Origin of the sequence: Tepidibacillus fermentans (assembly GCF_004342885.1) — a bacterium.
Taxonomy (GTDB): domain Bacteria; phylum Bacillota; class Bacilli; order Tepidibacillales; family Tepidibacillaceae; genus Tepidibacillus; species Tepidibacillus fermentans.
This window is the reverse complement of the sequence record NZ_SMAB01000002.1, coordinates 175,412-194,872: the sequence shown is the minus strand read 5'-3', so window position 1 is coordinate 194,872 and position 19,461 is coordinate 175,412. Positions and strand designations below refer to the sequence as shown.

General features: G+C 35.0%; 19 protein-coding genes. 1 reads left to right on the top strand and 18 read right to left on the bottom strand.

Annotated features, from left to right (window positions below; genetic code table 11):
• The 14 genes from ligD (EDD72_RS02360) to EDD72_RS02295 all read right to left on the bottom strand — a co-directional run bounded on the left by ligD (EDD72_RS02360) (position 1) and on the right by EDD72_RS02295 (position 14,538).
• The gene (gene ligD, locus EDD72_RS02360; RefSeq protein WP_132767026.1) at positions 1-897 is read right to left on the bottom strand and encodes a non-homologous end-joining DNA ligase; all 897 of its coding nucleotides are present in this window, start codon (positions 895-897) and stop codon (positions 1-3) included.
• A complete protein-coding gene (gene ligD, locus EDD72_RS02355; protein WP_132767025.1) occupies positions 898-1,839 on the bottom strand; it encodes a non-homologous end-joining DNA ligase in 942 nt (313 codons plus the stop codon).
• Between the two features lie 17 nt (positions 1,840-1,856).
• Positions 1,857-2,672 (bottom strand): non-homologous end joining protein Ku, encoded by an 816-nt coding sequence (ku, locus tag EDD72_RS02350; RefSeq protein WP_132767024.1) that lies wholly within the window; start codon positions 2,670-2,672, stop codon positions 1,857-1,859.
• Positions 2,673-2,741: 69 nt separating this feature from the next.
• Positions 2,742-3,620 carry a ComEC/Rec2 family competence protein gene (locus EDD72_RS02345; protein ID WP_165894935.1) on the bottom strand — a complete coding sequence of 293 codons (879 nt, stop codon included), beginning with the start codon at positions 3,618-3,620 and terminating at the stop codon, positions 2,742-2,744.
• Positions 3,621-3,675: 55 nt separating this feature from the next.
• A complete protein-coding gene (dinG, locus tag EDD72_RS02340; protein WP_165894934.1) occupies positions 3,676-6,492 on the bottom strand; it encodes an ATP-dependent DNA helicase DinG in 2,817 nt (938 codons plus the stop codon).
• A 157-nt stretch (positions 6,493-6,649) separates the two neighbouring features.
• Positions 6,650-8,065, bottom strand: a complete 1,416-nt coding sequence (locus tag EDD72_RS02335) for a tetratricopeptide repeat protein (RefSeq protein WP_165894933.1) — start codon at positions 8,063-8,065, stop codon at positions 6,650-6,652.
• Positions 8,066-8,133: 68 nt separating this feature from the next.
• Positions 8,134-8,517, bottom strand: a complete 384-nt coding sequence (gene panD, locus EDD72_RS02330; RefSeq protein ID WP_132767020.1) for an aspartate 1-decarboxylase — start codon at positions 8,515-8,517, stop codon at positions 8,134-8,136.
• Between the two features lie 2 nt (positions 8,518-8,519).
• Positions 8,520-9,380: a pantoate--beta-alanine ligase gene (gene panC / locus EDD72_RS02325; RefSeq protein ID WP_132767019.1), complete on the bottom strand. Its 861-nt coding sequence runs from the start codon at positions 9,378-9,380 to the stop codon at positions 8,520-8,522.
• A 2-nt stretch (positions 9,381-9,382) separates the two neighbouring features.
• A complete protein-coding gene (gene panB / locus EDD72_RS02320) occupies positions 9,383-10,228 on the bottom strand; it encodes a 3-methyl-2-oxobutanoate hydroxymethyltransferase (RefSeq protein WP_132767018.1) in 846 nt (281 codons plus the stop codon).
• 237 nt (positions 10,229-10,465) lie between these two features.
• Positions 10,466-11,425, bottom strand: a complete 960-nt coding sequence (locus EDD72_RS02315; protein WP_132767017.1) for a biotin--[acetyl-CoA-carboxylase] ligase — start codon at positions 11,423-11,425, stop codon at positions 10,466-10,468.
• On the bottom strand, positions 11,409-12,647 hold the full coding sequence (locus tag EDD72_RS02310; RefSeq protein ID WP_132767016.1) for a CCA tRNA nucleotidyltransferase: 1,239 nt from the start codon (positions 12,645-12,647) through the stop codon (positions 11,409-11,411). The genes EDD72_RS02315 and EDD72_RS02310 overlap by 17 nt, the downstream gene beginning before the upstream one ends.
• A 136-nt stretch (positions 12,648-12,783) precedes the next feature.
• Positions 12,784-13,221 carry a methylglyoxal synthase gene (gene mgsA, locus EDD72_RS02305; RefSeq protein ID WP_132767015.1) on the bottom strand — a complete coding sequence of 146 codons (438 nt, stop codon included), beginning with the start codon at positions 13,219-13,221 and terminating at the stop codon, positions 12,784-12,786.
• A gap of 27 nt (positions 13,222-13,248) precedes the next feature.
• Positions 13,249-14,010: a 4-hydroxy-tetrahydrodipicolinate reductase gene (gene dapB, locus EDD72_RS02300; RefSeq protein ID WP_132767083.1), complete on the bottom strand. Its 762-nt coding sequence runs from the start codon at positions 14,008-14,010 to the stop codon at positions 13,249-13,251.
• Between the two features lie 18 nt (positions 14,011-14,028).
• The gene (locus EDD72_RS02295) at positions 14,029-14,538 is read right to left on the bottom strand and encodes a tetratricopeptide repeat protein (RefSeq protein WP_132767014.1); all 510 of its coding nucleotides are present in this window, start codon (positions 14,536-14,538) and stop codon (positions 14,029-14,031) included.
• 210 nt (positions 14,539-14,748) lie between these two features.
• Between EDD72_RS02295 and EDD72_RS02290 the strand changes: the two genes are divergently transcribed.
• Positions 14,749-15,579, top strand: a complete 831-nt coding sequence (locus EDD72_RS02290; protein ID WP_132767013.1) for a YitT family protein — start codon at positions 14,749-14,751, stop codon at positions 15,577-15,579.
• A 216-nt stretch (positions 15,580-15,795) separates the two neighbouring features.
• Here EDD72_RS02290 and EDD72_RS02285 read toward each other — a convergent pair whose 3' ends face one another.
• The 4 genes from EDD72_RS02285 to EDD72_RS02270 form a co-directional block, all read right to left on the bottom strand.
• Positions 15,796-16,584, bottom strand: coding sequence for a sporulation protein YpjB (locus tag EDD72_RS02285; RefSeq protein WP_132767012.1), 789 nt, complete (start codon positions 16,582-16,584; stop codon positions 15,796-15,798).
• A gap of 42 nt (positions 16,585-16,626) precedes the next feature.
• The gene (locus EDD72_RS02280) at positions 16,627-17,253 is read right to left on the bottom strand and encodes a DUF1405 domain-containing protein (RefSeq protein ID WP_132767011.1); all 627 of its coding nucleotides are present in this window, start codon (positions 17,251-17,253) and stop codon (positions 16,627-16,629) included.
• A gap of 255 nt (positions 17,254-17,508) precedes the next feature.
• Positions 17,509-18,069: a ReoY family proteolytic degradation factor gene (locus EDD72_RS02275; RefSeq protein ID WP_243643752.1), complete on the bottom strand. Its 561-nt coding sequence runs from the start codon at positions 18,067-18,069 to the stop codon at positions 17,509-17,511.
• A gap of 131 nt (positions 18,070-18,200) precedes the next feature.
• Positions 18,201-19,373 carry a hypothetical protein gene (locus tag EDD72_RS02270; RefSeq protein ID WP_132767010.1) on the bottom strand — a complete coding sequence of 391 codons (1,173 nt, stop codon included), beginning with the start codon at positions 19,371-19,373 and terminating at the stop codon, positions 18,201-18,203.
• Between the last annotated feature and the right edge of the window lie 88 nt (positions 19,374-19,461).

Genomic DNA, 19,461 nt, shown 5'->3' with positions numbered 1-19,461 from the left:
TCAGATTTTTTGCTTATTGATAAATTGAAGAATATGATCGAGATTTTGTATTGAACTTTTTCCCAGCAGCGGAGCAAATAAATCTCCTTTCTGCTCAATCCGATCCTTGATATTGAGCAAATGAAAGTCAGTGGGTCGAATCCCTTTCTCCAGTTCCTCCCATTCAATCGGTGTCGAAACTGTTGCCTCTTTTGTAGCTCTTGTTGAATAAACCAAGGTAATTGTTTTTCCTTGCCACATCTGTAAGTAATCAAAATATAATTTGCTTTCTCGTTTCTTCACCATTCGTTCGATTGTAATCAATTGTGGGTATTTTTCACTAAAATACTTTCCAAAAAATTCATTCATTTTTCTTGCTTGCTCATATGTATACTTTTCGCCGATTGGAATATAAATTTGCATTCCAGTCGCTCCTGAGGTTTTGATCCAGCTTTTTAAACCTAAAGATCCAAGGGTTTCGTGAATCAATAATGCAACCTCTACGACTTGTTCGAATGTTTGTCCTTTTGAAGGGTCAAGATCAAATACTAAAGAACTAGGATATTGATCACGGTTATAACGATTAAACGCAGTATGGAATTCGAGAGCAGCTTGATTACCTAACCAAGCTAAAGTCGCTCGTTTATTTAATAAAATATATTCTGTATCTTGCCAACGATGATGATCAACCCATGTAGGTGCATACGAAGGAATATTCTTTTGATAAAATGATTTTCCATCGATTCCATCAGGATAGCGGATTGTGGTCAAAAGACGATTTTGGGCATGAGGGATTAGATAAGGAGTCAGCTCCATCAATTTCATAATATAATCAATTTTTCTTATTCCCATTTCAGGCCAAAAGATTTTCTCAGGATTGGTAATCTGAAGTGGAAAGTTGTCAATAATGATCTCCATTTACATCACATAATCCTTTCCTATTGCTTGATAAGGAGAATAGGGACTAAAGCCAAGGATTTTTGGATGTCGCAATTGCCCATCATTCGTCCATTCCAGAAATTGTACCCAGCAAGTTAGTGCGGGTTTTATCCAAGTTACATCTTTTATCTTTGTCGGCAACTGGTAAAATGGGGAATGGTTTTGCATAAGTTGTGGTACAAACTCTTTGATCATTTGAAAATCTGATTCCTTTAAACCTAAAGAAGCTTTGCCTATAAACAATAATCGATCTTTTCTATAGACCCCTAATAACAAGGAATTAGGAAATTCATTCTTCCATGATACTCCTCCAACAACAACTAACATCTTGCGTTGAAGTTTGACTTTAAACCACTCCTTGTGGTTTTTCCCACCGATATATGCACTATCCAGATGTTTGGATACGATACCCTCCCATCCCTTTTCCCGCATTAATGAAAATAATTTTATACCATCTTTAAAATCATCTGTAATCGCAATTGTTTCATTCTGATGAACGGATTGAAGAAGAAGGTTTTTTCTTTCGATTAACGCCCTCTTTGTCAAATTTTTCCCATTAAGAAATAAAATATCAAACAAAATATATTTAATTGGATATTTCTTGACGTAAAATGGAATCTTCTCTGTTGTCCGAACTCTTTCTCTTGTCAACACCAATTCAAATGAAGGCTTATGCTCATCATTAAGAACGACGATTTCCCCATCAAGTATCATGGAATCTCCTTCCACGAGCTTAGATAACTGCTGTAATTCTGGGTAGAATTCTGTTCTTTCTTTACCTTTCTTTGTATAGAGACGGATACCTGTTTGGTCGATATAAGTAAGACCACGAATACCATCCCATTTAATTTGATGAATCCATGCATCCCCTGAAGGAATATCAGGTCGTAAAATTGGTTCCATTGGTTGTAACCACTCCACGTAAGCTCACCTATTTCTTAACTTGCCGTTGTTTTCTTGTTCCTTCCTCTTGTTGTTTTTTTCGTTGGTGTCGTTTGCTCAATACTAGCTTTTAATGCTTGCATGAGATCGATGATATTTTTCTGCGGTGCCTCTTTGGGAATTTCAATCTCTTCCCCTTCGATTTTCTTATTAATTAATTCTCTTAAGGCTTCTCGGTAATCATCCGTATATTTGTTCGGTTCAAATGGAGCAGACAAATTTTCAATTAATTGAATCGCCATGCTTAATTCTTTTTCATTCACATCCATATTTTGCGGAATTCCAGGTACCAATTCTACTGACCTAACTTCATCAGGGAAATAGAGTGTTTCTAAAACAAGTAAATTTTGATAGACACGAATGGCTGCTAAAGATTGTTTCGAGCGAATCGTGATCTTTGCGATACCAATCTTACCCGTTTCCTTTAACCCTTGTCTAAGTAAGTTATAGGCTTTGCCCCCTGTATCTTGTGGAGATAGATAATACGATTTATCGAAATAGATGGGATCGATTTCAGACAAATTTACAAAATCAAGAATCTCGATTGCTTTGTTGATTTCAGGCTGAAGACTTGCTAAAGCTTCATCTTCGATCAATACAAAACGACCAGGTTCATATTCGAACCCCCTGACGATATCATTCCATTCCACTTCTACATTACACGTAGGACAGGTGCGAACATATTTTAATGGAGTCTTACATTCTTTATGTAAATAGCGGAACTTTATCTCTTTATCCTCGGTTGAGGCAAACATCTTGATCGGAATATTTACTAGGCCAAAACTAATTGAGCCTTTCCACATCGTATGCATATAAAAACACCTCCATTAAGAAGTATTATTTGCAAATGAAGTTTTGCTCATTCAATGGGCAAGGCCCACCTAGTCTCCTTTTATCACTTCAATTTGATAATCTTTTCCATTGCTTGTGATTTGAACTTCCCCTACCTTACTTAACTCATAAACTTCAGTCCATGTCTCATTTAACCGATCAATGACATCTTGACTAGCTTGATATAGATCTTGATCACTGGAGAAGATGATTCCGACTTGTGGATCAACTTTTTCCAAAAATTCGAGGGAAGATGCTGTATTATTGCCAAAATCACTTACTTTTAAGATCTCTGATTTTAAAGGGTATTGTTTCATCACTCTTTTTTCTATCTCATCACCAATATCACTGGTAAATAAAAAATAAATATCCTGATGTGTGAGTTGAAAAACGAGAGAATTATCCTGAGGAGATAAGGATAAAGGTTCTTCAGGAGCAAGAACTGTCACTTTTACCTGACTCCATTGTTCTATATCATCTTTCTTTAAATATTTTATTTTTGTTTGATAAGAGGTAGGAATCGAAAATGATGAAGCAATTAATTCGGGTAGATAAATTTGTTCAACATGGAATTCTTGCAATACATCCAAGAACCCTCCTACATGATCATCACATGCATTCGTAAGTAGGATAGCTTTGATTTGAACGACTTTATGGTCGTGTAATAACTTTAGCAATTGCTCAGAACTATTTTTGTTACCTGTATCAATAAGATAAGTCTTCCCATTTGCCAATTGAACTAGCGTTGCTTCTCCTTGTTCTAATGGTAAAAAAGAAACTAGCACTTCGTTTCCCTGTAAATGTTTTTGTTCTTCTGGCTGATTGGCAAAAATCGAACGAACAAATATCGAAGAATACGACTTATAGAAAAGAAAGGAAATAAGAAAAAAAATGAGGATCAAAGAGAAGACAATCTTAGTGGCTTTCATCATGTTCACCTTCTTGTCTAACACTCTATCCTCATCATATGACCGGTCTATAAAATTATTCCTTTTTGATCCATTCCTTAGTGTCACTTAAAATTTTTGAAAAAGGTTGATATCGGACATCAATGTCGGGTAAGGATTGAAGAAAGTATTTTCCATACTTAGACTCTATGATTCTCCTGTCAAATACAATGACTACTCCACGATCTTTCTGTGTACGAATTAATCGACCAAACCCTTGTTTAAAGCGGATTACCGCTTGGGGAACAGCCATCTCCATAAATGGATTCCGTTTTGCTACTTTTAATTTTTCTGTTTTCGCTTCATAGATCGGATGGTTTGGCGGTGTAAATGGAAGACGAACAATGACAAGAGCACTTAAGGATTCTCCTGGAATGTCTACACCTTCCCAAAAACTACTGGTACCTAATAATACAGTTGGTGTTTGGGATTGAAATTGTTTTACCAGTTTTGTTCGACTTGAACTATCGATACCGTGACCAAGTACTTTAATTCCAACAGGCTCAAGTAATTTCTTCAACTCTTCATATACTTGATTTAGCATTTGATAAGATGTAAATAAGATTAATGTTTTCCCATTTAGTTGAAGAACTAATTCACGAATATTCTTGATTAAATATTGAACAAACTCTGGTTCGTCCACTTCTTGAATATTAGGAAAATCATTTGGAATCGAAATAATAGCTTGTTTTCGATAATCAAAAGGCGATGAAAGAGTCTTTTTTCTCAAATTATGATCGGTTGGATCAAAGCCAAATTTTTCACTACTATATTGAAATGATCCATTGACACTTAATGTTGCAGAAGTGAGGATAATGCTATCTTTCTGATCAAAAAGAAATTCTTTAATAAATGGTCCCACATCAATTGGACTTGCATAGAGATAAGAAACGAATTTTTTTCCTCTACTTTCTGTTTCCACCCAAAACACCATTTTTAAATCTTGAGCTTCGTTCCATTCAGATAGAATATGATTGAGTTCTTTTAATTCTTTATGAATCCCTTTTAAGTCGGCGATAAAGTTCTCTTCTAATTGAAGATCTTTTAATTTTCGTAGAGTTTCCTCGATTAGATTATCCATTTCTGTCAACTGAATATATAAATTTCGATAAATTTCACAAATGATCTTCCATTCTTTTTTACTTTTGATACGTTCTGTAATCCTTAATGTTTTCCTACCAGTTTCTTGTTTTACGACTAGATGGTCGACAAACTTCCCGATCTGGTTAAAGTATTCTTGAAAGTTCTGTTCGATTTCGATTAAAATCGGCAACAGCTGATTTTGAATCTGATTTGCAACCGCAAATTGATCAGGATCTTGAGAACGATAACATTCGTTCATGATTTGAATCAATAATCCATGCTTCGCATCTTTGTATAAACGCTGAAAATATTGATTAATTCCATATTGAGTTAACTCATAACCTAAGTGTTTTGATGCTACATCTTCAAAATGGTGGGCTTCATCAATCACTAATTTTTTGTAATTTGGAAGAATTCGATTTTCGGATTGCAGGTCCGTTAAAAGTAAAGAGTGGTTCGTTAAAATCAGATCAGCCGTCTGTGCTTTTTGTTTGGCACGATGATAGAAGCATACACGGAACCAAGGGCAATTACGATTCAAGCAAGTTTCAGCATCACTTTTCACTTCATTCCATAAGTTTTTATGATTTGGCGACAAGTTTAACTCTTCGACATCCCCAGTTTTGGTTAAAGCGACCCATGTAAGCAATTGAGCAAGGTAAATCATTTCTTCTTTATTCCGTTCACTTGAAGATTGTAGAATTTGTTGTTCAAATTTTCTTAAACATAAATAATGGTTGCGCCCTTTTAAAACCGTAGCATGAAAATCGAATGGCAAAATTTCTTTGAGTACAGGAATATCCCTTTGATAAAGCTGTTCTTGTAAATTAATCGTATGGGTAGAAACAACCACTTTCTCATTATGTTCTTTTGCCCAAAAGATGGAAGGGATTAAATACGCGAGAGATTTACCTGTACCTGTACCTGCTTCAATCATTAAATGCTTTTGCTCAATAAAAGCTTCCATTACATCAAGTGACATTTCTTTTTGTGATGGTCTAATTTCAAAATTAGGAAAGCGTTCGGAAAGAAATCCTTGTACAGAAAACATCTCTTCAAATTCGAGATCACCTATATGTTCATTTGAAGATGAATCATCCTCATCCATGATTTTTTGTAAAGCCATTTGTTGATAAACGAAGAACTGGTCTTCCTCTATTGGATGAATGATTCGATCTTCAACAAAATGATCAATAAAGAAGGCGAGATCATCATCTAAATTCTTTGTGATTTCATATAGTCGCTGTAAATAAATAAGTGGCATTTTTTTTAACTGTTCAACCAGTTGTAAAAAAAGTTGGGCAGTTGCCAAGGCATCATCAACTGCTCGGTGTGGATTTTCATGTTTAATTTTTAACTCTTGTGTCATCTCACCCAACTTATAACTTTGTACCATAGGTAATAAAATACGAGCTAAGTCTAAGGTATCGACTACAGGACCAGAAAAGGGGCTGTATCCCGATTTTTCCAATGCCTTTTGAATAAATCCAAGATCAAAAGCAGCATGATGAGCGACAAAAATAGCACCTTCCATTAATGGTAGCAATTCCATCATCACATCTTCAAGCAATGCAGCATCCTTAATCACCTCATGAGTAATACCGGTTAATGCTTGAATATACTCTGGTATAGGCTGATCCGTATAAACAAAAGATGAATAGATCTTCTTGATTTCCTCATTCTCGATAAGCACCGCACCAACTTGGGTAATTGCATCTTTATTTGGTTGATTCCCTGTTGTTTCTATATCTATAACAATAAAACGATTCACTTTTTTCACCTCAAAAAATGTTCGCACTCATTATACTACACAAGGAAATCGAAAAAAACAAAAAAACTTTAAAGAACAGAACGAACCCCAAAACAAAAACCCGGATTTCGGAACTCTTTTTTTAAGTCTCCAAAATTCGGGTTATTAATTACAGTAGCTAATGTTCTTTCCTTACACTCAATTTAGCCCAACACTGTTTTGCTTCATCTGTATTCCCAAGAAGATAATGAGTATACCCTAAGTAAAATTCGAAATAAGGAAAATGGACTCCTGTACTTGAAGTCTTTAGAAAATGTTGTAGCGCTTGATCTGGTTTTTCTTGATCTAATTGAATCAATCCTTGGATCAAGTGAGCTAACCCTTGTATATGAGGATTGTCTGCTCTCATAAGAAGATTGATAAAGTCATTTGACAGGTGATGATATTGATGAAGTGTATATAATCTTGCTAGACTCGCCAAAAAAAAGGGGTCCATTTTCGTCAAGTTTTCTAATTGATTCGAGATTAATTTGCTTAAGATTGAATCGAGTTTATTTAACTCTCCCTCATCCGTTAAGATCCAAGCATAAAGTAGTAATGCTTCAGGAGTTTCTTGGTAAGCAGAAAAATATTTTTTGATTAATGTCTTTGCTTTCGCTTTATCTCCAGACAACCACACATTTTTGCTGAGTGATAACAGTGGTTCTGGTCGAGTCGGTTCAAGATTTCGCCATTTTTCAAACCAATAGATCGCTTGCTGAAATTGTTTGCGTTTTTCAAAACTGATTGCAATTTGTTGAATCATCTTCGATTGTTTTGTCATATCATAAACTTTTTTAAACCATTCATTGGCATGATGATCTTGATTTAATTTTTGATATGACTTTCCCAGATAATATGCAATTCCCCAATCTAAAGGTTTTTGCTTTAAGATCTCTTTTAGAAGTAAAATGGTATCTTCAAAATGACCTAATCGATAATAAAGGATAGCTAGATTAAATCTCGGTTCATACCAATCATATCGATATTGAACCGCCTGTTGAAATTCGTTGATCGCTTGCCCATATTGTTCATTTTTACCATAGATCATCCCTAAAAGATTATGGCCTAATGAAAGAAGGTCGGGATCGTCGGTATTTTGGAATAGGATCTTTAATTGCTTTTTCGTCTCAAGGTAATCTCCCTTTTGAAAATAGGTCATTGACGTATACAATCTTGCTAAATTGAAGTCAGGATACTTATCCATTATCTTTTCTAAATGAATAATCGCCCGGTCATACATCCATAAATCAAAGAATCCGATTCCTTTTTCAAATTCCAAAAAATCACTTTCATCAAGTTCGATGACAACTTCTTCATTCGTATCTTTTGTTGTTAGTTCATTAGCAGAAAGATTCAATCCATGATTTTTCTCAAATTGTTTTAGTTTTTCTATTAGTTGTTCTAATTCGTCAGAAATATCTTCAATCATTTCTTTGATGGTAAGATATTTTTCTAATAAATTTAACTCTTGATCCATACCAATTGGTTCATTGAACTCATGTTCTAATTCGTTGATCGTTTGGTGCATATAGGAAAATAATTGCTGAATCATAAATTCGCTCCTCCTCTTTCTCATTTTTTGCCAGAGAAGTAGAGAATATACGAGAAGGAGCATTTGGTTTAGAGAACAGTAGCCTCTTGTTCGTGATCAATCATTTGGACAATATGATTTTTTTCATTCATGATTGCTACTTTCGGAGTAAAATATTTGGCCTCTTCTTCTGTCATATAAGCATAGGCAATAATAATCACCGTATCTCCTGGTTGAACAAGACGAGCTGCAGCCCCATTCAAACAAATCGTTCCTGAATTTCTTTCGCCTTTAATCACATAAGTTTCAAACCTTGCTCCATTATTGTTATTGACAATCTGAACCTTTTCATTAGGTAAAATACCAACCGCCTCCATAATGGCTTCATCAATCGTAATACTTCCAACATAGTTCAGATTTGCTTCCGTGACAGTTGCTCTATGAATTTTAGACTTCATCATTTGTAACCACATAATTACACCTCATTTTGATTGATGATGAGATTATCGATTAATCTTGTTTTGTCAAACCAAACGGCTAAAGCAATAATCGCTTGGCTCGTTGAATGAATCTCTGTTACTGGTTCTAGGGACGGAAAAGAAAGGATTTCAACATAATCGATTCGAGCAAGGGGTTGAGTTTCAATGAAGTTTCTGATTCGATCTTTCAGTTTCTTTGTTTCTGTTATTCCCTCTCCGATCCATTCTTTTGCTTTTTGTAAACTTTGATAAAGAATTGTGGCTTGACTTCGTTCCTCAGAGGTTAAATAAACATTCCTTGAACTAAGAGCTAGCCCATCTTCTTCACGAACAATTGGACAAGGAACGATCGTAACTGGCATATTCAAATCTTCAACCATTTGCTGAATAACTGCTACTTGTTGAGCATCTTTTAACCCAAAATACGCAAAGTCTGGTTGGATAATATGAAATAGCTTTGAAACTACTGTTGTGACTCCGCGAAAATGTCCTGGTCTTGATTTTCCACATAATTGATTAGTTAACTCATTGACTTCAACATAGGTTTTTGGTTTTACAGGATACATCTCGTTCACAGATGGGAAAAAGATCAAATCGGCACCTGCAACTTCTGCTATGACCTTGTCTCTTTCCAAGTCTCTTGGATAGCGATCATAATCTTCATTCGGTCCAAATTGTAATGGGTTGACAAAGATCGACACAACCACAAGATCACTTTCTGCTCGAGCTTTTTCGATTAAACTCTGATGACCACGGTGTAAATAACCCATGGTTGGTACGAGGCTAATTACTTTTCCTGCTTTTCTTTCTTTTGTTATTCTCGTTCTAATTTCGCTTATTGTTGTGATAACTTCCATCATTACACCTTCCCATATAATTGTTCGAGAACAGATTCTTGAATAGAAAATGTATGTTCTTTTGCTGGAAAACTTCTCTTTTTCACTTCTTCTTTATATTGGGATATACTCCTTTTAATCATTTCCCCGATCTGCCCATAGATTTTTACGAATTTGGGTGATCGATCTAACCCATATTGAATCATATCGTGAAAGACAAGTACCTGACCGTCACAAGCATTTCCCGCACCAATACCAATAGTGGGTACCGAAACAGTTTCCGTGATTAATTTCGCTAGATCATGAGGAATAGCTTCTAGAACAATGCTAAATACACCAGCGGCTTCTAACGCTTTTGCATCTTCAATGATTTTTAAGGCATCTTCTTTCGTTTTTCCTTGAACTTTGAAACCTCCAAGCTGATGTACCGATTGAGGTGTTAAACCAATATGCCCTACTACAGGAATCCCAGCCTGAGTAATCGCTTGAATAACTGGAACAATCTCCTTACCGCCTTCGATTTTTACTGCCTTTGCTCCTGTTTCTTGAATAATTCGTCCAGCATGATAGACGGCTTTTTTAATTCCAAGATGATAAGTTAAAAAGGGCATATCAACAACGACAAAGGCTCTTTTTGCTCCTCTTACTACCGCTTTCCCATGATGGATCATATCCTCTAATGTGACCGGAATCGTGGTATCGTATCCCAGAACGACCATACCCAATGAATCACCAACCAATATCATTTCGATACCACTTTCATCAATTAATTTCGCAGTGGGGTAATCATAAGCAGTTACCATTGTGATGGGTTCTTTCTTCGCCTTTAATTGCTTGAGATCATGAGTCGTAATTGCTTTTTGCTCCATTTCATCACCTCCGTCATTTTTGTCCACTCTTTTGCCCAACATCGAGATTGATAATGAAACAAAAAAACCTTCAGCCCATAGACGGGTAGAAGGTTAACAAGTCCAAGTCTTCTCTCCTTCTGTCTCGGTCCATTAAGGCTCAGAGCAGAATATCAATAGTTCATTCAATTGTTCAAATGTAAAAATGTAAAAGCTGAGTGTAGTTCTTGACGATACTACCTCATATACACGATTATATCAGAAAAAAATGTCACCCGAAACAACTTTCGCTTCTTTTCCATCATCTTCTTGTAGAATTAAATACCCATTTGAGTCAATACACATAATTGTTCCTTCGATTTGTTGATTTACCTGCTTTAATTGTATCCTTCTTCCTTTTCCATATAATGCATCATTATATTGTTTATAAAATGGCATAAACCCTTCTCCTTCAAAGCGGCTATAATCTTGTTCAAATTCTGTAAAGAAATGTTGAATCAACTCGATTCGCTTTGGAATATACCCTGTTTCTTGCTGAATAGAAGTCGCTATTTCTTTTAAGTTTTCGGGAAACGTAATTTGATGCGTGTTAATGCCAATTCCAATAATCATATAGTGAATCTGATCTTGTTCCCCATGCATTTCTGTTAGAATCCCAGAAACTTTTTTACCGTTAATATATATATCATTTGGCCATTTGATTAAAAAATTCCTTTGATATAATTTTTTTAACGTATTTGCTAGAACGACTGAAGTGAAAAGGGTAATTTGTAGAGCTTGATGATAAGCAAAGGAAGGTCGTAGAATGAAACTCATCCAAATCCCTTTCCCTTTCTCTGAAAACCAAGTTCTACCTAAACGCCCTTTCCCCTCTGTTTGCTCATCCGTAATTACTACAGTACCGTGTGGTACACCATTTTTAGCTAATTCATGGGCCACTCTTTGTGTTGAATCGACTTCAGAAAAGTAAATGATCTCTTTACCCAGCCATTGCGTAGATAAATTGGCTTTTAGTCGTTCTTTTGATATATCATCTGGATCGTTTAGTAAACGATATCCTCTTTTGCGGATTGCTTCAAATTGATAACCTTCCTTTTTTAATTCCTCAATATGTTTCCATACCGCAGTTCTTGAAATATTTAATTGTTTACTAATCTCTTCTCCTGAAACAAACTGATGTCTGGATTGAATAAAGATTTCTTTAATCTTCTCCCTCATCAAAGACCTTCTCCTTTAAATTTTCTATTCTTTGAAGTAATATCTCTCTATGATTTGGTAATCCGTCAAAAACAACCTGATGAAATAACTCTTGCAATAAATCGTGAATCCAAGGGCCAGGTGGTTGTTTGACGATCTCAAGTACGTCTTTTCCTGAAACCTTTAAATCTTTTAATGTCCGAACCATTAATTGTTTATTTAATTCCGAAAGTGTGAGTTTCCATTCTAACAGTTCTTTTTTCTGAATATATCCCAGTAAATAGGACAATTCTAACGATTTCAAACAATCATCTTCATTTGTTTCTATGAAACATTTTTTTAACTCCTCTATCTTCTGTCCTTTTTGAATGATAGAATAAGCTTTAAAGATGTTAAGAATTGTTTGCTTTTCTTTATTAGAAAATCTGAGTCCATCCATGACCCTGTTTCGCTCAGTTGAATTCAATTGTTCAAACAATATGGACCAACGGACGAAAGGGTCCATGGTTTGATTGATCGTTTGAAGAACTTTTCCATGATCAATGAAATAAAGTGGCCCATCAATCATTCCCTTGAACCAGCGAATGAGTTCTAGAGAATAAAGAAGTTCAATTCCGATTTCAGGATGATTCGCATTGATGATCTTGTCCAATTCAATTTTTACTCGTTCAATTGAAATATATTGTAGATAGAAAGCTAACTCTCTTATTGCACGCAAAGTATTCTTCTCAATCTGAAATTGTAACTGAGCGGCAAATCGGACTGCTCGCATCATTCGTAATGGATCTTCCATAAATCGTTCATTTGGATTGCCAACACTTTCAATGTTCCGATTGACAATGGCAGATTGACCATTAAAAGGATCGATCAACTGCTCATAGTAATCCAATGCAATCGCATTCATCGTAAAATCTCTTCGACTTAAATCATCATATAAATTTGTTACAAATTTCACTTCTTTGGGATGACGGTAATCTAAATATTTACCTTCTTTACGAAACGTTGTAATTTCGATAGAAAGCCCCTGTTCAATTACGGTGACAGTTCCATGTTTCAGCCCTGTAGGTACTGCCTTCTCAAATAAAGAAAGGATTGCTTCTGGTTTTGCATCTGTAGCAATATCAATATCAGTGGTTGGGCGATTTAACAATTGGTCACGTACATATCCACCAACGAAATAAGCCTGATAACCTTGATTCATTAAACGTTTCAATATATTTTTTGCAATTTCTTTTTTTTCCATCTTAGATCTCCTAATCAACCATTCATTCCTATCTTATTTGGAGGAATAGAAAATGAGAATCATTATGGGAATCTTCGTATTCTTAGCAAAAATCATTCAAATATTCAAACAGGGAACAGATAAGAAATAAGCCTTTCTATTCAGAAAGGCTTGATCCATTTTCCAATCCATCTTTATATCGATGAACCACATCCCGCCATGCAAATTCCCCTCTACCTAATGCACGAACTAGGATTTCTGCGGTAGCTACATTTGTTGCAACAGGTATTCCATAAACATCGCACAAGCGAAGTAATGCAATAATATCTGGTTCATGTGGTTGAGCCATTAACGGATCGCGAAAGAAAAGGAGTAAATCCAATTCATTTTCAGCAATTAATGCACCAACTTGTTGATCTCCACCCAATGGGCCAGATTGAAATCGGTGAATCTTAAGATCCGTTTGTTCCATAATTTTAGCTCCCGTTGTACCGGTGGAATAGAGTTCATGTTCTTTAAAGATCGATTCATACGCGATCATAAAATTAACCATTTCAGATTTTTTTCGATCATGTGCGATAAGTGCAATTTTCAAAAATGATCCCCTACCCATCAAAGATTTTTAGTTAAGTAAGTGTTCTAAACCGTAAATAATGCCTCGTAAACTTTTCACTTTTTTAATAGCTAAATTCACGCCGGGCATAAAAGATTCTCGGTCAATTGAATCGTGACGAATCGTTAACGTTTGTCCCAAATCTCCGAGAATCACTTCCTGATGAGCAACTAATCCAGGAAGTCTAACACTATGTATACGAAAACCTGAAAATGCTCCACCACGTGCCCCAATAAGTGTTTCCTTTTCATTTGGATGACCTTGTTTTAACTCTTTACGTACTTGTTGAATCAATTCTGCCGTTTTTAAGGCGGTTCCAGATGGAGCATCTAGCTTTTGATCATGATGATACTCAATGATTTCCACATTTGGCATATATTTTGCTGCCGTTTGCGCAAATTTCATCATTAAGACAGCGCCAATCGCAAAGTTTGGAGCAATAACACCACCAATCTCGTGTTCTTTCGCTAGCTTGTCCAAAATTAGAATATCTTCTAAAGTAAGCCCAGTCGTACCTACAACCGGGCTTACCCCCAATTCGATTGCAGTTCTAACATTATCTTTTACAACATGTGGATTCGTAAAATCAACAATAACATCCGGTTTTTCGGCTATTAATGCCTCTTCCAATCTTTGATAAATAGGATTATCATCCGTTTCTTGCTGTGAGCTGACGATTGGATCAATTCCACCGACATAAAGAAGATCATCATCTTTTTTAAGCATCTTAACGACTTCTCTACCCATTCTCCCGTTTGCTCCTGATACCATTACCTTTAATCGATTCACTCAATCACCTTCTTGATACAAATTAAGATAGTAATCTTTTAATTGTTTTGCTTGTAGATGATAAGGTTGAATAAAAAAGATAGAATTAAACTCTTTTAACGAAAGTTCTAGTGCATTGGTTTCACCATAAAATATACCTAATAGTAAATATGCATCTATATTTAATGGGTCTAATTTTTTGGCTTGAAGGAGCATTCCTTTTGTTTCTTTCGTGAATATGTTACGTCTCATTAAATCGACAGCTACAAGAACCAAATTTTTCGACTGAAGAATCTGTAGATGGTAACGATAGTTTTGGTTCTCTGGTTCAAGCTCACTCGCTTTTTTTGCAGTTTCTATCGCCTTTTTCATGAACCCACTACGGTCATAGGTAATCGATAATCTGTAATAATAGGAAGCATTATTCGGTTCACAACGAATCGCTTGTTTAAATAATTCAATAGCCTTATGAAAATCATTTTGGAAAATGGCATCATAAGCCGCATCAATATAACTTCTACCTGTGGACATAAACAACACACCTTTGATTTTTCGGCCTATGACATAATATATGAACAAAATTTACAATCGGTGTGTCTATTTGTCCAGCCTACCTCCAACTTTGCTACAGTTATCGTACCTAATTTTTATTAAGAAATCAAATATTAATATTGGATATGATTGCTATTTTTTGCAAGGTATTTGTATAATGAATAGGAATATGTGTAAAGGAGTTTATATATGGCTAAACATATCCAGAATATCTTTTTTATTACCCTAGGGGCTCTTATATTTTCCTTTGGTTTAAATTATTTCACAATTGCGAATCACCTTTCTGAAGGAGGCTTTACTGGAATTGCATTGTTATTAAAATATATTTTTGGGTTTTCTCCTAGTGTTGTGATTATGCTACTAAATATTCCTCTATTTATTTTGGGATGGAGAAAACTTGGGCATCAATTTATGTTTTATACGATCGTCGGAACAAGCCTTGTTTCTTTCTTTTTATGGCTTACAGAAGGTTTTCAACAACCGCTAAACGATTTATTATTAGCGTCATTATATGCTGGTGTCTCTATTGGTCTTGGTTTAGGAATCATTTTTCGCTATGGTGGGACGACTGGCGGTGTCGATATAATTGCTAGATTAGCCTTTAAGTATTTTGGAATCAGTATGGGAAGAACGATGTTTCTTTTTGATTTTGTTATTATTTCCCTTTCAGCATTTTATATTGGAATCCAAAAAGCCATGTATACATTAATCGCTGTCTTTGTCGCCGCAAGAGTAATCGATTTTACCCAAGAAGGAGCCTATGCAGCCAAGGCAGCAATAATTATCTCTGACCATTCACTTGAAATCAAGATGAAGATTATGAAGGAAATGGATCGTGGAGCGACGATGTTGAAGGGAAAAGGTGGATATACTGGAAGTGAGAAAGAAGTCTTATATTGTGTAATCAGTAGAAACGAATTACCTCGTCTGAAACAGATCGTCCATTCTATCGATCCTAAGGCATTTGTTGTCGTTAGTGATGTTCATGATGTATTAGGCGAAGGCTTTGAAAAAGCATAAAGATTACGTATAAGAAAGGCATAAATATAAAATGGTTTGTATGTTCTAACGCTACTCCGATCCCTCACGGCTTTCCTTGAATAAACAGTTGGTAGGAAAGCTCGCTCGCGAAAGTCGTAGCTTATAGAACATACAAGCCAAGAGTGATACGAAAGAAATACACGGACAACGGAGTGTGTTGGTACATACAAACCTATTTTTATTTAGAATGTGCTCTTAAGTACTAATGTTAATTTTTGCTCCTTTAAATTTTTTCCAAATGACATAGCTTAATACGATAAAAATAACAAACCCCATACCCAATGTGGTATTCCACAAGGTTTTTTCTTCAACAATTTTTCCGATTACATCCTTTTCTTCCCCATAAAACAGTTCATGTAATGCTTCTTTTAGTTGAGTTAGAATAATCGCTTTATTTTGATCGATCTTTTGACTTGCTAGTGCAGTATGTAAGGAATCTATTTTCTCAACGACATAAGCTGGTTTGGATACTTGAATAGCGGGTTTAATCATTTGGTAGTGTTTTTGATATTTTTGAACGGACATTTCGTATTTTTCCTTTTGATTCGAATTAATCGCTTTTTCAATTTCATTCAAATCCGTTCGTAATGTTAAATAATAACGATGCCATAAAGGCTGCTCCTTATGATTTAATGCATCAATTGCCAGTTGAAGTTGAGTTGTAGAATAAGCGATTTGGTCATCATCTGGCGAAAGTGCAGCAAGATTTCTTTTGACTTGAATGGCTGTAGACGTGATCGCTTCCATTCCTTCAATTGTGGTCATCCCTTTATAGGGGATCGCTGATAATTGCGTAGATAATTGTTCAATACTTTGTTTTGCTAGTTCATAATCCTTTATTTGAACAGATTCAACTAATTTTTGGATTAATTGTTGGATAGAAGCCAAAGATGGATTTTCTAAATAATTCGCTTTTGTATCTGTCAGGAAAAAAAAGAAAAATAGAAAGGTAATAATGATTCCATATCCTATTTTTTTTATCATGAGATTCACCCCTCATTTAAAGATATGGGGGGTTGTACGACATTATGCTTGTTTTCTCCGTAAATAGGATAAAAAATAGAATAAAAGAATGGTTAGAATGGATAATCCTACAGTAAAACGTGCTACGATTGGATCAATATTACTAATACTTTCAGCTAACCAAGGATGAACATCCTGCGAATAATCAATATAATCATTGAATAATGTCCAGACCGCGATCAATAAAACAGAAATTATACCATATGAGTATTTCTTAAAAAAAAGGATTGCTTCTAAAGCCATACCTAAATGGGAACCCATTAACATCACATCAGACCAGGTGATTGACTGAATAGTCAAGATCTTAATCAAGGAGGAATCTCTTGCTAAAGCCCCCCATAGAATCATGACTACTGCCCAGATTCCATATTTAAATGAGGTGATGGAAGCCATTGCTTCAATGAGTGGCGATTTTTTACGAAAATAATAGAAAATCAGGAATAGTGTAAAAAAAGTACTAGAAGTTGGGCTATCTGGAACAAAGATTAACCATTTCTTCGGTGTCTCCAATAGTTGATATTTATACCAATAAAATCCGTAAATCGATCCAAGAAAATTAATCACGATTAATGTCAAGATAAACCAAGACTGTTCTAGATATTGGTCAATTTTTTGCCATAGATAAGCCATAAGTTGCTCCTCTTTTCAAATGAATCTCATTAACCATTGTAGCAAATCAATCATAATATTGCCAAAAACAAAAATAGGTTTATATCACTGGTGCTATGTCGCTGCTTATGCAATATACAAAGTCACTATCCTTCTTATACTAAAAAAGAGCAAAGTGTAACCATTGGTTGCAACTTTGCTCTTTTTTTTATATGTAATTTTTTATATGTAAACTCACGAAAAAGCCTGAGATTCACCCAGGCTCTTCCGGATTCTTCATTGTTCCACATCTTTTAATAATTGGTTAAGCTGTTCCGTGAGTTTAATGAACTCAACTTTATCCCCTTTTTTTAGTGCTTCATCAATCGCTATATATAATTTTTCTTTTGTGAATTGAAATGTAGCTTGATCCAATACCATCTCCGCAAACAACTCCAACAATGAGTCTTTAACCATGTTCTGTCTTTCCATTGGATTTCCCTCCAATACCGCGGCGTATTCCGGGGAATGATCCCGGTCTTTAAAATACAGACCTATAAAGATGTCTTCATCTGGATTGGAACGAATGTCTAAGAAAGCAGTTTCTACATCAGGTGTAACACGGTTGTTTTTATAAAATTTGAATGGAGTCATGGTTACATCTTCCGTAGAGATGAGGATGGATTTAGGCAAATCATGGATATCATCAACAAAATGAACTTTTTCTAATAATTTTTCATTGGAAGCAATAAAAGTTAATAACCAAGCTGCTTCCCTTTTTGCCAATGTATACGAATTCAGAAACCACTTAATGAAATCCTTTTTCTCTGCAACCGTGATCATTTTTGAAGATGCCACCCTCCTATCTTATACATATGACGATAGTTTTATTTTAAATACTAAAAGTATGAAGATTCTATCCCATTTTTAGATAATGGGCTGAAATAAATGTATTACTCTTATTTTCGCTCTGATAATTGCAAAATCCTCTATTTCATTTTAATTTCTTTTGCTTGAAACATTTCAAAACCATGTACGAAACGATGGCCATCTTTGGTCAAACGAATATATTTTTTCCCTTGATCTTGTCCGATTTGGATAATCCCAAGGTGATGTAACATTTTAATAATTCTTTCGTTAAAAATGACCTCTCTTGTTTCATAGTAACGATCTTTTAACCAAAACAAAATAGTGCTTTGGAGATCCTCTAGTAAAAGCCAATCATCAACAGTTAAAAGATCAATCAGTCGAACGATAAAAGGCAAATCCGGAATAGGGGATTTATATAAACGAATCCAAAATTTGTAGATATCCATTGTAATATGATCTAGATTACCATTATCTAATCGATTACGTCCTAAATCGGTTAGATACAAAAATCCTTTTTCATCTTCTTCAATAAATTTTTTATAATAAGCATAATCGTAAATGAGAGAGAAGCGATCTGGATAATCACGGTATCTCCTACCATACCCGAATCTCCAACCTATTTTTTTAATCGGTTCTTCTGGTACTAAAAATTGATTGAACAACAACTGTTGTTGTCTTCTATATATATTACCATCTCCAGTGAGTACTACTTCTTCATTGGCAACAAACTTTAAAAACGTTTGACAATCTGCTGCAATCATTTTTTTTTCATCACGATAAAAAGGAAGTTCTTTTAAGGTATGCATTTTTAAAAGAAATTGATCGCGAATCAATTCTAATATTTGTGATTTTAGATCTTCCGGGATCAAATATACGAGAGTATTTTTCTTGCCAACTCCTTGAAAGATCCAACCTTTTTTTAAGGATAATAGAATTAAGTCACGAGGCTTTTGAGATGATTGGTGAAGTTGAATTGCTTTTTTCCCCTTAGCAAGTAAATCTTCGATCATAAATTGATTTCTTTGGTCAAGATATAATAGCAAAATAAAAGTTTGCTCTGTATGATCGACTTGTTTGATCGTGTTGATCATCGTTTGTCTCTGCAAGATTTTATAAATAAGTGATTGAATCATATCCTGTTTTGAGTGACGATCGCATTGACATTGATAGTGGTCGGCAATTTTTTTGATATGATTGATATCCGCATATAATAACATCTCAGCTAAATTCAACTCCATCACCCCAATTCCAATTTCTAATATTATCCCTACTTTCACCCCAAAATATTCCATCAAATAGAATAAAATATTAAAAATAGGTTTGTATATTCCTACGTCGCTCCGTTGTCCGTGTATTTCTTTTGATTGGCTTGTATATTCT

Excerpts from the sequence above, each read along its gene's own strand:
- ligD (WP_132767026.1), bottom strand. The coding sequence starts at position 897 with ATGGAGATCATTATTGACAACTTTCCACTTCAGATTACCAATCCTGAG.
- ku (WP_132767024.1), bottom strand. The coding sequence starts at position 2,672 with ATGCATACGATGTGGAAAGGCTCAATTAGTTTTGGCCTAGTAAATATT.
- EDD72_RS02345 (WP_165894935.1), bottom strand. The coding sequence starts at position 3,620 with ATGAAAGCCACTAAGATTGTCTTCTCTTTGATCCTCATTTTTTTTCTT.
- EDD72_RS02335 (WP_165894933.1), bottom strand. The coding sequence starts at position 8,065 with ATGATTCAGCAATTATTTTCCTATATGCACCAAACGATCAACGAATTA.
- panD (WP_132767020.1), bottom strand. The coding sequence starts at position 8,517 with ATGTGGTTACAAATGATGAAGTCTAAAATTCATAGAGCAACTGTCACG.
- panC (WP_132767019.1), bottom strand. The coding sequence starts at position 9,380 with ATGGAAGTTATCACAACAATAAGCGAAATTAGAACGAGAATAACAAAA.
- panB (WP_132767018.1), bottom strand. The coding sequence starts at position 10,228 with ATGGAGCAAAAAGCAATTACGACTCATGATCTCAAGCAATTAAAGGCG.
- EDD72_RS02315 (WP_132767017.1), bottom strand. The coding sequence starts at position 11,425 with ATGAGGGAGAAGATTAAAGAAATCTTTATTCAATCCAGACATCAGTTT.
- EDD72_RS02310 (WP_132767016.1), bottom strand. The coding sequence starts at position 12,647 with ATGGAAAAAAAAGAAATTGCAAAAAATATATTGAAACGTTTAATGAAT.
- dapB (WP_132767083.1), bottom strand. The coding sequence starts at position 14,010 with ATGGTATCAGGAGCAAACGGGAGAATGGGTAGAGAAGTCGTTAAGATG.
- EDD72_RS02295 (WP_132767014.1), bottom strand. The coding sequence starts at position 14,538 with ATGTCCACAGGTAGAAGTTATATTGATGCGGCTTATGATGCCATTTTC.
- EDD72_RS02290 (WP_132767013.1), top strand. The coding sequence starts at position 14,749 with ATGGCTAAACATATCCAGAATATCTTTTTTATTACCCTAGGGGCTCTT.
- EDD72_RS02285 (WP_132767012.1), bottom strand. The coding sequence starts at position 16,584 with ATGATAAAAAAAATAGGATATGGAATCATTATTACCTTTCTATTTTTC.
- EDD72_RS02280 (WP_132767011.1), bottom strand. The coding sequence starts at position 17,253 with ATGGCTTATCTATGGCAAAAAATTGACCAATATCTAGAACAGTCTTGG.
- EDD72_RS02270 (WP_132767010.1), bottom strand. The coding sequence starts at position 19,373 with ATGGAATATTTTGGGGTGAAAGTAGGGATAATATTAGAAATTGGAATT.